At 43.9% G+C, this 14,389-nt stretch carries 9 protein-coding genes; all 9 read left to right on the top strand.

The genetic code is table 11. From position 1 onward, the window contains the following. Positions 1–32 precede the first annotated feature (32 nt). Entirely contained in the window at positions 33–8,051 is an 8,019-nt protein-coding gene (locus AC6ER9_RS06330) for a hemagglutinin repeat-containing protein (RefSeq protein ID WP_497073946.1), read from the top strand. After that, complete coding sequence (locus tag AC6ER9_RS06335; RefSeq protein WP_497073947.1) at positions 8,048–8,449, top strand: hypothetical protein; 402 nt, start codon at positions 8,048–8,050, stop codon at positions 8,447–8,449. The genes AC6ER9_RS06330 and AC6ER9_RS06335 overlap by 4 nt, the downstream gene beginning before the upstream one ends. Before the next feature lie 9 nt (positions 8,450–8,458). Then, positions 8,459–9,226: a filamentous hemagglutinin gene (locus AC6ER9_RS06340; RefSeq protein ID WP_497073948.1), complete on the top strand. Its 768-nt coding sequence runs from the start codon at positions 8,459–8,461 to the stop codon at positions 9,224–9,226. After that, on the top strand, positions 9,223–9,630 hold the full coding sequence (locus AC6ER9_RS06345) for a hypothetical protein (protein ID WP_497073949.1): 408 nt from the start codon (positions 9,223–9,225) through the stop codon (positions 9,628–9,630). Before AC6ER9_RS06340 ends, AC6ER9_RS06345 begins: the two co-directional genes overlap by 4 nt. 12 nt (positions 9,631–9,642) lie before the next feature. After that, on the top strand, positions 9,643–10,407 hold the full coding sequence (locus tag AC6ER9_RS06350; RefSeq protein ID WP_497073950.1) for a filamentous hemagglutinin: 765 nt from the start codon (positions 9,643–9,645) through the stop codon (positions 10,405–10,407). After that, the gene (locus tag AC6ER9_RS06355) at positions 10,404–10,808 is read left to right on the top strand and encodes a hypothetical protein (protein WP_497073951.1); all 405 of its coding nucleotides are present in this window, start codon (positions 10,404–10,406) and stop codon (positions 10,806–10,808) included. The genes AC6ER9_RS06350 and AC6ER9_RS06355 overlap by 4 nt, the downstream gene beginning before the upstream one ends. Positions 10,809–10,820: 12 nt before the next feature. Next, the gene (locus AC6ER9_RS06360; RefSeq protein WP_497073952.1) at positions 10,821–11,612 is read left to right on the top strand and encodes a hypothetical protein; all 792 of its coding nucleotides are present in this window, start codon (positions 10,821–10,823) and stop codon (positions 11,610–11,612) included. Next, positions 11,609–12,016 carry a hypothetical protein gene (locus AC6ER9_RS06365; protein ID WP_497073953.1) on the top strand — a complete coding sequence of 136 codons (408 nt, stop codon included), beginning with the start codon at positions 11,609–11,611 and terminating at the stop codon, positions 12,014–12,016. Before AC6ER9_RS06360 ends, AC6ER9_RS06365 begins: the two co-directional genes overlap by 4 nt. A 171-nt stretch (positions 12,017–12,187) precedes the next feature. Further along, a complete protein-coding gene (locus AC6ER9_RS06370; RefSeq protein ID WP_497073954.1) occupies positions 12,188–14,386 on the top strand; it encodes a hemagglutinin repeat-containing protein in 2,199 nt (732 codons plus the stop codon). Positions 14,387–14,389 lie beyond the last annotated feature (3 nt).

Genomic DNA, 14,389 nt, shown 5'->3' on the forward strand with positions numbered 1-14,389 from the left:
GATCTTGAAGGATAGCGATGGGGAGATAAAAGATGAGAGATGAGAAGAGAGAACAAAGAGCAGCTTTATTAGGTATTTTAGTTTCTAGTACGATGCTCAAAAAGGTTTTGTTTGGGGGAATTGGTTTTTCTAGTTTGTTAGCACCTTCAGCCTTACAGGCGCAAATTTCGGTTGACTCTCACGCCAATGCAGCTCATCGTCCAGATATTGTGGCAGCGCCCAATGGGGTTCCTTCCATTGATATTGTAACCCCCAACAGCTCTGGTTTATCGCACAATAAATATTATGATTTTAATATTGGTCATTCTGGGGTTATTTGGAACAATCACGCGCAGGAAGTTGGGCAATCGCAATTGGGAGGCATTATGCCGGGTAATCCCCACTTGCGTGTTACGGGTTCAGCGAAAGTGATTTTAAATGAAGTCACCAGTGGTAAGCGCAGTGCGTTGAATGGTCCAGGAGAGGTTTTTGGGCGCCCTGCCGATGTGATTATAGCCAATCCCAATGGGATAACTTGTGATGGTTGTGGGTTTATCAATACGCCTCATGCAACATTAACCACCGGTGTTCCTGAAGTTGATGCTTCTGGTTTTCTGAAAGGTTTTGCGGTCAGGAGTGGGGATATCACTTTTGGTCCACACGGAGCGAATTTTTTCTCAGGCCGAGGGGCTGTTGATATTGTTGATATTGTTTCACGTACAGTGCATTTTGAAGGTCCTGTTGCGGGAAAGGATATTGGGGTTTTTGCTGGAACGGGAAGTTATGATTATATTTCACGGGAGATGAAAGAGCTGACCGATATTACTGGTAAACCAGAATATGCGATAGATGGGTCTGCTTTGGGGGCGCTACAGGCGGATCAGATTAAACTTGTGGCAACAGAAAAAGGTGTTGGGGTTCGTATGCGCCATGATATGGCGGCCAATGCTGGGCAGTTACATCTTTCTGCGGATGGAAAAATCTCTCTACAGAGTGCCTTTGGTCATGGGGGTGTTTCCATAAAATCGAAAAACAAGAGCGTTTTGGCAAAGAATATCGCCTCTAAAAAGCATGTTGATATTGCGGCTCACCAGGATGTGACGTTAGAAACCGTTGGGGCTGAGGGGCATTTGACAGCAGAGGCAGAGGAAGGGCTTTTGACCATTGCAGGGCAAGCAACCTCTGGGGGCACTATGAAACTGTCTTCACGCCATGCTATCAAAGTCTCTGGGCTAGGATCAGGGGCCGATATGGCATTTGAAACGGGTGGTGATCTAACCATTGGGGGCACTGTTTTAGCTGGAGGCACTTTAAAGGCGCAGGCTGGTGGTGATATACAGGGGCACTTTTTAGCCGGTGGGGTGGATATGGCAGCGACCCAAGAGGCTGGGAGCCTTGTTTTGGGCAGCCAAAGGGGTGTTGATCTCCAAAGTGTCAGGGGTGTTATAAATGCAGAAAACATTTATGGCGCAGGGGATATTACTTTAGGCTCTCATAAGGGGATATTTGTTTCTCAAACTCTTCTCTCACATCACGATGTGGCTCTTCATACGCAATCTGATGCAGTGATAAATTTTGATCAATTGATTGCTTATGGCAAGGCGGATATCCGTGGTGGAGCGGTTGGCTTTTCTTCGCTGATGACAGGCAGCGATGCAATTTTAACGGTTGGGAATTTGGATGCTGGCACCTTGATGACCGGTGTTGATTTTGCACTGAGTAGCTCAGAGAATATTGTTTTGCATGAGCAAGGCTCTCTTTCTATTACAGCGGACAAAGGTATCAAGGTTGGGCAGATTGCCAGTGGGGGTAATATTGAACTTTTTGCCGGCAACGATATTTATTATGACAAGGTTATCGGGTACGGCACAGCAACATTAACATCGCTGTCAGGGGGGATTAGTGTTGAGAATGTACTGTCTGTCATGGGGGATGTGCGTTTGAAAGCAATAACACTGGATTTAAGCAATAATCGGTCTCATATTTACACGCCTCAAACGCTGTATTTAACGGCAGATCATATTGATGTCTCGGGTAGCCAGTTGACGTATGGTGGGTTAGATTTTAACAGCACAAACGCGCTTGATATTCACCATGCATTACTCAGAGCCATTACGGATGAAGGCGGGACGGGAGATATTCTGTTTACGGCTCCAAGCGTTATGGCTGATGAGGCAACATCAGTTTTAGCGGCAAAAGATTTTACCATCAAAACAGGGGAGCTTAAGAATAGCGGTCAATTGGCAGCGGGGCAGAATTTAGCCTTTCGCGTGACAGGGGATGTGATCAACAACAAAACGGGGCTAATCTATGTGGGGGGCAATGGGGCTTTACAAGTTGATGGGGCTTTGTTGAATGATTTTGGTGCCATGATGGCAGAAGGTGATTTATATTTCACCAATGCAGCAGGCACAGGAAAAAGCATTTCTCTTGTCAATAAAGCAGGCTTGATTCAGGCAGGGGGAAAGTTATTAATCCAAACCAATACTTTGAAAAACGAAGCCGATAGCAAGCCTGAAAAGAAGGAAAAAACGGAAAATAGCGATATTTCTTTCCAAAGACCAGAGGGGGCTGATAGGCTCAGCGATGGAATGTTATATCAGGCTGGACCCAATCTTTGGGGCAAGGGGCATGAATATCAATACGATAATGGGCTTTGGAAAGGACACTTAGAACTTTATTTAGATAATCCACTTTGGAATAATAAAGAAGGAACCTATGGCACAATAACTTTGCAAGATGGAACAGTCTATAAGGCTTTTACGTGGAAACATAATGAGACAAGAGAAAACATAAAACAGTATCGATGGAATGGTAATAGCTGGGGATCATGGTTCTTTCCAAACAACAACTGGTCTCATATGACAGAAAAAATTGTCACGCAGAGTTTTTCGCATAAACCAGCGGTTCAGGGGATGATTCAATCTCACGGTAATCTTATCATTAACGCTGAGAATATTGAGAATCACTACAGCATTATAAAAGCAGGGGGCAATGCGGATATCCAAGCCAAGACGCTGACCAATTTGGGGACGACAGCTTATAAAAATACCTATCTCGGCTGTCAGGCTCATACGGATGCCTATTGTTATGCCTATAACGCTGATGGTAGTCGTAATACGAGTCTCGACATAGCAAATGGCAAGAATCGCCAAACTGGCTCAGAAGTTCTCGATACAGTTTCTGGTCTTGTTCAGGCAGCAGGTATGTTGAATCTGGTGGTTGATCAACTCAACAACACGGCTGTTGAGGGGTCCATTACGGGGGATGCACATTTTGAGGCGAAGGCTGTTTCGGGCAATCCGCTAGAGGCATTGAACGGTTTGACCGCAGGAGGGGCTCTTTTTACCCCCAAAGTGGACATCAATGGGGCAGGGGAATTGGCTGATGGGTTGCCTTTGCCAAAGCCCCAATCGGGGGGTGTTGGGGGGACTTTGCCTCAACAGAATTTCATTTATGAAACCAGGGCAGATTTCCTTGATGTTGGTAAGTTTTATGGATCGGCTTATTTTTTAAACAGAATTGGGTATAAACCAGATCGGGAGATTTTTTTCTTAGGGGATGCTTATTTTGAAAAGCAACTGATTGAAAAACAAATGCGTGATCTTGTGGGGCAAGGTTTAGGCAAAGGCTCATTTATTCCAGGAAGTGACGCCATTGAACAAGTCAAGAGCCTGCTGGATAGAGGGGCAGACTATGCCAAAGCCCACAATCTTGCCTTTGGTGAGCCTTTAAGTAAAGAACAATTGGCAAATCTAGAAGCGCCGATGGTGATTTATGTTCGTCAACAAGTAAAGGGCATGGAGGTCTATGCACCGGTGCTTTACATTCCAGAAAAGGATAGAGCTTCTTTTGTTTCTGCTGGTGCTTTGATCATGGGTGAAGATGTCAATATGACCAGCAAAGATGTGGTCAATTCAGGGCGGATCAGTGCGACCCACAATTTATCTGTAAAGGGTGAGAATATTTTAGGGCAAGGGGGGCATTTTGCCGCCGGAAATGATGCTGTTTTGCTTGCAGAGAACACTATTCGTTTGGAGGCAGGGCGCACAAGCGTTGATGGTGTGGAGACAGTGTTAAACACCAATGCCTTGTCTGCTGGGGGCAATGGGGCCGTGATAGCCAAACAAGATATCACAACCTCAGGGGTGAAGATCACCACAGGGGGTGATCTTGCCATGTCGACAGAACAAGGAAACTTGACCATAGGGTCAGCAGCCACGCATCATGATGATGCACAGGGTGATGCGATAATGCATCATCAATCAGAAATTCATTCAGGGGGCTCAACAACACTCCTCTCCGGAAAAGATTTGAATATTCTAGGCTCTGAAGTTCAAGCTCATGATGATTTGCACTTACAAGCAAAAGAAAATGTGTCGATTGATGCGACGCGCAACAGTGCGAATCAGCATCGGAGAGATCAAAACTCTCATGTTGCGGTGCACAATGGCTCTCATTTAAGTTCTGGTAAAGATACCACGGTCATATCCGGAAAAGATATCCATGTTTCTGCGTCCAGTATAGATGCGAAAGGCAATGTGGATCTTGGTGCCCAAGGGAATATCACGATAGGGGTGAGAAAAGATGAAAGAGACATGCACCTTCAAAATAAAAACACCAAAGTTGACAGTTCTCTGTCCGTTGCGGTTGGCTCTTCGATCAATGCTGGCGGAGATATTACCGCTGTAGCAGGGCAGGATGGCAAAGCGCATGATCTCACCATCACGGGCAGTGCTGTTACGGCTGATGGCAAAGTGGGCTTGAAAGCCAGCCAAGATGTTCTGCTCAACAATGCGGAAAATAGTCTCAATTACGAGATGTCGTACCATAAAAAGGGTGGCGTGTTCAGCAGCAGCAAATCTGGGCATAGCAAGATTGATGCGACCCAAGTGGTAGGTTCACTCGTATCGGGGGGCAATGGTGTTGCCATTGACTCAGGACGCAACACGGAAATTGTTGCCTCGACGCTTACAGCCGGCAAGACAGAGAAAACGCGAGATCAGAAACAAGCGGATATTACGATTCACGCTGGGGAAAAGATGATCATCAAAGGCGTACAAGAAAACTATGATCAGCAAGCACAATCGTCTAAAAGTGGACTTTTCAGCAGTAAATCTTCCAATACAGCTGAATCCCATACCACAACGGTTTCCTCTATTCTTGGGGCAACGGGCAATATTGTGTTGGATGCAAAAAAAGACGCCACGATTACAGCTTCTCATATGATTGCCAATGAAGACATCAATGTTACAGCAGAAAATGTGACAATTGATGGCATGACAGACCATCATAAGAGCCATTCAGAAACCCATAAAACGGGTTTTGGTGTGGGGTCAGGTAAGGGCTTTGTCTCAATTTATGGGAGTGAGGGAAAGACAAAGAATGAAGAAAGTTTTGAGCATCAAGGCTCTTCGCTCAATGGAAAAAATATCACCATTACCGCTAAAAAGGACGATGTGACAATCGTGGGTTCTGATTTTACCGCACAGGAAAATATTAATGTTTCAGCAGCCCATGATATTAATGTATTACCGGGGCAGAATAGCCATAGCACAAACTCAAAAGAAGAGCGCTCAGGCTTTGGCATTCAGTTTGACAAAAGCCGCACCGGTGTTTCTGTCGGGCTTGGTGTTGCGGGTGCGAAGGATAAAGGTGATCAATGGGAAAAGACCAATACACCCTCCAGTTTCCACGCCGGCAATGATGCAAATTTTAAAGCCGGCAATGATGCAAATTTAAAAGCGACAAATGTTTTGGCAGAGCATGATGTGAATATTGATGCGGGCAATAACGTGAAGCTTTCAGCAGTGCATGATGTTGCCAAGGGCAATGAAAAACATGAAAAGTTTTTTGCTGGTGTGACAGGATCTGTCAATGTAGGGATATTAGGTGATATACAAGACGTGAAGGATGCAGGCACACGTTTTGGTCATGGGGATATAAAACACAAAATCGGCAATGGTTTGATTGCTGGCTTGAAAGGCTATGATCTCTATAATAAAGGCAAAGGTCTCTATAGTGGGATAAAGGGGGGCGCAACCCCAAAAGACATTCGCAATGCTCTTGATGTCTCAGCCAGCATTACGGCAGGGTTTCAATCAAATAAGGCAGAGGCATCGTATCAAACTTCCAATGCGCTCACAAATAACATACAAGGGGGGCATGCTATTAACATAAACGCTGACAAAGGCAACATCTATGGTGAAGGGGTTAATATTATTGCAGGCACAAACCCTCTGATCAATGATGAACAGAGCGGCAATATTAATCTGACAGCGGGGCAAGATATCATTCTTGAAAGTGCACAAAACACACAAAGCACACAAAACAACAATGAAAACGCTTCCATGAATGTTGGCTATACCTATGGCACCAGTGGTCATGGCTGGATGGGCAATGCTTCCTTTGGGAAAGGCAAGGGCTCTAGTGATGAAGTACAGCACAAGAACAGCCATGTTGTGGGCACAGGCACGGTTCATACTAGCAGTGGAAAAAACACCACACTGAATGGGGCCGTGGTTTCTGGAAACCATGTAGAGATGGGTGTTGGGGGCGATTTAACCATTACCAGCCAGAGTGACACGATGCAAAGTTCCAGCAAGCAGAATTCCTTTTCTGTTGGCTATAATGGTGGAAAAAAGGATGATAAAGCTTCAACCAATATTGCCTTGAATAAGGATAAATCCTCTAGCAATTATCACAGTGTTGTAGAACAATCAGGCATTAAAGCGGGGGCGGGCGGCTACGATATCAATGTTAAAGACAAAACAACACTGACCGGAGGCATTATTGACAGCAGCGCATCGGCAGATAAAAATAGTCTGACAACAGGCACCATTACAACCAGTGATATTATCAACAGTTCTGAAGCGACAGCCAGCAGCAAAGGCCTTAGCATTTCAACGGGGGGGCCGATGAATCAAGGCAAATATAGCGTTGCAAAAAACATTACCAAAAATATCTTAGATCATTCCAAAGTCAAGGATTCTGAGGACGGCTATACCAAATCGGCCATCAGCAATGGCACCATTGTGCTCACCGATGAAGCAGGGCAGAAAGCATTAACGGGGCAAAATGACGAACAAGCCATTGCTTCCCTTAATCGCGATACCGTTAACGCCCATCAGGGTGTTCAACAGCTCGATGTTGCCAAGCTGGAACAACTCGTCCACGAAAACCGTGAGATGGCTACGCAATTGCTGGAGGAAGGGTTTAAATACAGTGATAACTCCTATAAAACCATGTTTCTTAAAGAACACCCCATCGCTGTGGTGGATCGTGATGAAAATGGCAACACAATCTATAAAACAGATGAAAATGGGGTACCTCTAAGAGATGCCCGTGGACAACCAATTCCTGAGTTTCATTATTTAACGGAGGAAGAAAAACAGCATTTACAGGAAGGGGCTGATGGCAAGGTCCATGTGTCCCTCAATGGTATCTTTACACCACCCTATGAAGCTGCTGTTTATGCAGAACAACATGCGAAAGATAAAAATGCACCGCTTTATTTTGTTGTGTTTCCCCAAGCCGATTCTGCCATTTCAGAACTGCTGATTGCAGGCTATCAGAAGTTTTTTGAAAATAACTTTTGGGGTCTGACCAATTCCACACAAGAAGCAAAAGATCTGATGTCTCGCTATGGGAACACAGGATTACATTTTGATGCCCACAGTCGTGGCAGTTTGACAAATTCTAACATGATGAATTCTTTCAAACAAGAAGGTGTCCACGGGATAGCCAATAATACGACGATCAGTTTCCATGGACCGGCAGCAAATGTTTTGGCAGCAGCCAATCTGTTAAGGTATTTGAGTAATGGCCAACAAACCACTATTGGTTTTGATGGGCATAAATATGACTTTGTAAGCCGATGGATTGGTGGCAATGACTATACTTACGAGACAGCACCTGCTGACAGCAACTGGTGGAAAGAAGCATGGAAAATGTTCTCAGATCCCGTCAGTGTCCATACATGTCTTGGAAATGCGAGTCCAGAATGCCAAAAGTTTTATGGCACATCCCATTTAGAACAATTTCCTTTAAAAAAATCATGGAGTAAAAAATGAAACAAACTTTAAAATTATTAAGCACTGTAATTTTGTTGATTATGGCTGGATGCCAGTTTAATAAAACTCCTCCAGGGGAAGTATACATGTGGGTAAAGCCAGGAGCAGATTTTACTGAAGTAGCAAAAGCCTTGTTAGAATGTGGCATGCCAACCCCTTATTATGTCGATCCAGAAAACAGAAAGCTTAGCTACAATGCATGGGCAACTATTGAAGCTTGCATGCTTCAAGCTGGTTTTCGTAACAGATATGGTCATCCAACTTGGTGTGAAATTCATAAAGCCGAAAACTTGCCGATTTGTCGTCCAGGTGCTGTCATCCCACAGCGAAGTGTCAAGAAGCGCTTAAACAGCCCGTTTTGTAAAAAATATAAAAATGCACCTGAATGCAAACCTTAAGCATTGCTTATGATGGAAACAATCCCCACCTTCATGTGTTCCCATGCCAGTGCGGGATTGTTCCTCCCATTTCATTATTTAACGGAGGAAGAAAAGCAGCATTTGCAGGAAGGGGCTGATGGTAAGGTCCATGTGTCCCTCAATGGCATCTTTACTTCACCAGAGGGGGCAGCAGGGTATGCTGTGGAACATGCGAAGGATAAAAATGCACCGCTTTATTTTGTTGTGTTCCCCCAAGCCGATTCTGCCATTTCAGAACTGCTGATAGCAGGCTACCAGAAGTTTTTTGAAAATAACTTTTGGGGTCTGACCAATTCCACACAAGAAGCAAAAGATCTGATGTCTCGCTATGGGAACACAGGATTACATTTTGATGCCCATAGTCGTGGCAGTTTGACAGACTTTAATGCAATGAATTCTTTCAAACAAGAAGGCGTGCATGGGATAGCGAAAAAAACAACAATCAAATTTTTTGGTCCAGCGGCGAATGCTTGGGCTACAGCCGGTCTGTTATCTCATTTGAGTGATGGCCAACAAACCTCTATTGAGTTGGAAAACCATGCATATGACTTTGTTGGTGTTGGGATTGGTGGCAATCCTGCTACTTTTTACAAGGTTCCCTCTGACAGTAATTTGTGGAAAGAGGGATGGAAAATGATGACAAGCTATCCCAATGTCCATGCGTGTTATGGTCATGCAAGTAAAGAGTGCCAAAGCGATTATGGGATGCCTCACAGTATACAAATTGATGTAAGTAAATCATGGAGTAAAAAATGAAACAAATTTTAAAACTATTAAGTGGGCTCATTCTGTTAAGCATGACTGCATGTAATTTAGGTAAGCCTGCTCCAGGGTACATAGCCATGTGGAAGAAGCCAGGAGCAGATCGGATTGAGATAAAAAAAGCCTTGTTAGAATGTGGTATGCCAACACCTTATGATGTCGATCCAGAGACTCAAAAGCTCACTCCTAATGATATGGTTGCCATTGATGCTTGCATGGTTCAATCAGGTTTTCGCAATAAAAATAGAGTTGAGGGGGGGGGGTGGTGTTATACTTTTAAAGAAGACAACCTTCCCAATTGTCGTCTAGGCGTTGTCTTCCCACAGCGAAGTGTCAAGAGGCGCTTAAACAGCCCGTTTTGTAAAAAACATCCAGAACAATATGAATGCTATCCTTAAGTTTTGCTGTTGATGGAAACAATCCCCACCTTCATATATTCCCATGCCAGTGCGGGATTGTTCCTCCCATTTCATTATTTAACGGAGGAAGAAAAGCAGCATTTACAGGAAGGGGCTGATGGCAGGGTGCATGTGTCCTTTAACGGCATCTTTACACCACCAGAGGAAGCTGCTGTTTATGCAGAACAACATGCGAAGGATAAAAATGCACCGCTCTATTTTGTTGTATTCCCCCAAGCCGATTCTGCCATTTCAGAACTGCTGATAGCAGGTTACCAGAAGTTTTTTGAAAATAACTTTTGGGGTCTGACCAATTCCACACAAGAAGCAAAAGATCTAATGTCTCGCTATGGGAACACAGGATTACATTTTGATGCCCATAGTCGTGGCAGTCTGACAAATTCTAACATGATGAATTCTTTCAAACAAGAAGGTGTGCATGGAATAGCCAATAATACGACGATCAGTTTCCATGGACCAGCGGCGAATGTTTTGGCAGCAGCCAATTTGTTAAGGTATTTGAGTAATGGCCAACAAACCACTATTGGTTTTGATGGACATAGATATGACTTTGTAAGCCGATGGATTGGTGGCAATGGCTATACTTACGAGACAGCACCTGCTGACAGCAACTGGTGGAAAGAAGCATGGAAAATGTTCTCAGATCCCAACAACGTCCATACTTGCCTTGGAAATGCGAGTGATAAGTGTAGATATGACTATGGTTCATCTCATCTAGAACAATTTCCTTTAAAGAAATCATGGAGTAAAAAATGAAACAAACTTTAAAGCTATTAGGTACTGTAGCTCTGTTGAGCATAGCTGGATGTCAATTTAACAAACCTCCTCTAGGAGAGCTGGCTACATGGGAGAAACTGGGAGCAGATTTTACGGAGATAGGAAAAGCTTTATTAGAATGTGGCATGCCAACCCCTTATGATGTCTTTCCAGAAAACAGAAAGCTGAGTACTAATGCAATAGCAACAATTCATGCTTGCATGGTTCAATCAGGATTCCGCTATAAATATGAAAGGGGGGGGGGATGGTGTGTAAATCATAAAGCCGAAAACTTGCCGATTTGTCGTCCAGGTGCTGTCATCCCACAGCCAAGTGTCAAGAGGCGCTTAAACAGCCCGTTTTGTAAAAAATATAAAAATGCACCTGAATGCCAACCTTAAACATTGCTTGTGATGGAAACAATCCCCACTTTCATATATTCCCATGATTGTGCGGGATTGTTCCTCCCATTTCATTATTTAACGGAGGAAGAAAAGCAGCATTTACAGGAAGGCGCTGATGGCAAGGTCCATATGTTTTATAATGGCATTTTTAATTCACCCGATGAAGCAGCGGCTAATGCTGTCCAAATGGCAGTTAATAACAATGGACACCTTTATTTTACATATTTCCCACAGTCTAAAGATGCGCTGGTAGAGTTAGGGATAGCATTTTATCAAAAGTTTTTTGAAGGTGATACTTGGGGATTGAGTAATTCGACGAAGAAGTTCCAAGACTTTATCTACCGTTATGGCAATGAGGGGGCTATTGTTAGTATGCATAGCCGTGGTACCTTGACAGGGGGTAATGGACTGCGTGACTTTGAAGAGCGTGGTATCCATGGTATAGCCAAGAAAACAGATTTCTATCTTTTTGGAGCGCCTGCTCATACGCAATCGGTAGCCAATACAGTAGATTACCTAAGCGATGGCGAAAAGAAATACGTCTATACACAAGGTCATATATTTGACCCCGTTAGTACGGTGATTGGTTACAATTGGCCTACAGCTTATAAGGTACCCTTGAAGCTCCCCTATGTATTATTTCCACCAGCAATTGCAATAAGAGAGCAAGGAAAAGCGGTCTTGGGCTATAACCCTAGTCCCCATAATTGTTACGCTGATGCAAGTCCTAAGTGTCAAACTAATTACGGTTCATTTGGTTTTGAAAAACTTTATTCAACGAGAACAGGGAACAAAAAATGAAAATACGATTTAACTTATTAAGCCTGCTCATTTTGTTAAGTGTTGCTGGATGTGATATTGAAAATATTGACAAACCTCCTCCAGGAGAAGTGGCAGGGTGGAAAAAGCCAGGAGCAGACTTTACTGAGGTAGGAAAAGCCTTGCTAGAATGTGGAATGCCGCACCTTGACTATCTTGATGATGAAGTTAGAAAACTAAGCGACAATGAAATAGCAACCATTGATGCTTGTATGATTCAAGCAGGTTTTCGTGATAAAGGGAGAGCTAGCTGGTGTTCCCCTTTTAACAGGAAAGATCTCCCGATTTGTCAACGTGGTGCTGTTATTCCGAAGCGCAGTGTTGAGAAGCGCTTAAACAGCCCTTATTGTAAAAGAAGTCCAGTACAACCTGAATGCAAACCTTAAACATTGCTTGTGATGGAAACAATCCCCACCTTCATGTATTCTCATGCTAGTGTGGGATTATTTCCTCAACCGCAACACCGCTGCAGCCCACCAGTCTGTCGCATCAATAGATGCCACACAGCTTGAGGGTATATTGCGTAATCGTTTAGGTATGAAAAGTTTTTTGCTGGTGTGACAGGATCTGTCAATGTAGGGATATTAGGTGATATACAAGACGTGAAGGATGCAGGCACACGTTTTGGTCATGGGGATATAAAACACAAAATCGGCAATGGTTTGATTGCTGGCTTGAAAGGCTATGATCTCTATAATAAAGGCAAAGGTCTCTATAGTGGGATAAAGGGGGGCGCAACCCCAAAAGACATTCGCAATGCTCTTGATGTCTCAGCCAGCATTACGGCAGGGTTTCAATCAAATAAGGCAGAGGCATCGTATCAAACTTCCAATGCGCTCACAAATAACATACAAGGGGGGCATGCTATTAACATAAACGCTGACAAAGGCAACATCTATGGTGAAGGGGTTAATATTATTGCAGGCACAAACCCTCTGATCAATGATGAACAGAGCGGCAATATTAATCTGACAGCGGGGCAAGATATCATTCTTGAAAGTGCACAAAACACACAAAGCACACAAAACAACAATGAAAACGCTTCCATGAATGTTGGCTATACCTATGGCACCAGTGGTCATGGCTGGATGGGCAATGCTTCCTTTGGGAAAGGCAAGGGCTCTAGTGATGAAGTACAGCACAAGAACAGCCATGTTGTGGGCACAGGCACGGTTCATACTAGCAGTGGAAAAAACACCACACTGAATGGGGCCGTGGTTTCTGGAAACCATGTAGAGATGGGTGTTGGGGGCGATTTAACCATTACCAGCCAGAGTGACACGATGCAAAGTTCCAGCAAGCAGAATTCCTTTTCTGTTGGCTATAATGGTGGAAAAAAGGATGATAAAGCTTCAACCAATATTGCCTTGAATAAGGATAAATCCTCTAGCAATTATCACAGTGTTGTAGAACAATCAGGCATTAAAGCGGGGGCGGGCGGCTACGATATCAATGTTAAAGACAAAACAACACTGACCGGAGGCATTATTGACAGCAGCGCATCGGCAGATAAAAATAGTCTGACAACAGGCACCATTACAACCAGTGATATTATCAACAGTTCTGAAGCGACAGCCAGCAGCAAAGGCCTTAGCATTTCAACGGGGGGGCCGATGAATCAAGGCAAATATAGCGTTGCAAAAAACATTACCAAAAATATCTTAGATCATTCCAAAGTCAAGGATTCTGAGGACGGCTATACCAAATCGGCCATCAGCAATGGCACCATTGTGCTCACCGATGAAGCAGGGCAGAAAGCATTAACGGGGCAAAATGACGAACAAGCCATTGCTTCCCTTAATCGCGATACCGTTAACGCCCATCAGGGTGTTCAACAGCTCGATGTTGCCAAGCTGGAACAACTCGTCCACGAAAACCGTGAGATGGCTACGCAATTGCTGGAGGAAGGGTTTAAATACAGTGATAACTCCTATAAAACCATGTTTCTTAAAGAACACCCCATCGCTGTGGTGGATCGTGATGAAAATGGCAACACAATCTATAAAACAGATGAAAATGGACAATATATCAGAGACGGTCGTGGACAAAAAATTCCTGAGTTTCATTATTTAACAGAGGAAGAAAAACAGCATTTACAGGAAGGGGCTGATGGCAAGGTCCATGTGTCCCTTAATGGCATCTTTACCTCAGCAGAAGCGGCAGCGGGATATGCTGTGCAACATGCGAATGATCAAAATGTACCGCTTTATTTTGTTGTGTTTCCCCAAGCCGATTCTGCCATTTCAGAACTGCTGATTGCAGGCTATCAGAAGTTTTTTGAAAATAACTTTTGGGGTCTGACCAATTCCACACAAGAAGCAAAAGATCTGATGTCTCGCTATGGGAACACAGGATTACATTTTGATGCCCACAGTCGTGGCAGTTTGACAAATTCTAATATGATGAATTCTTTCAAACAAGAAGGTGTGCATGGGATAGCTAAAAAAACAACAATCAAATTTGTTGGTCCAGCGGCGAATGCTTGGGCTACAGCCGGTCTGTTATCTCATTTGAGTGATGGCCAACAAACCTCTATTGAGTTAGAAAACCATGCATATGACTTTGTTGGTGTTGGGATTGGTGGCAATCCTGCTACTTTTTACGAGGTTCCCTCTGACAGTAATTGGTGGAAAGAGGGATGGAAAATGATGACAAGCTATCCCAATGTCCATGCGTGTTATGGTCATGCGGATCCAGCATGTCGACATGCTTATGGGGATTCTTATGCTCACCGCATAAAAATTAAGTTCAATTAAACT

This window comes from Bartonella sp. SL317, assembly GCF_059687655.1.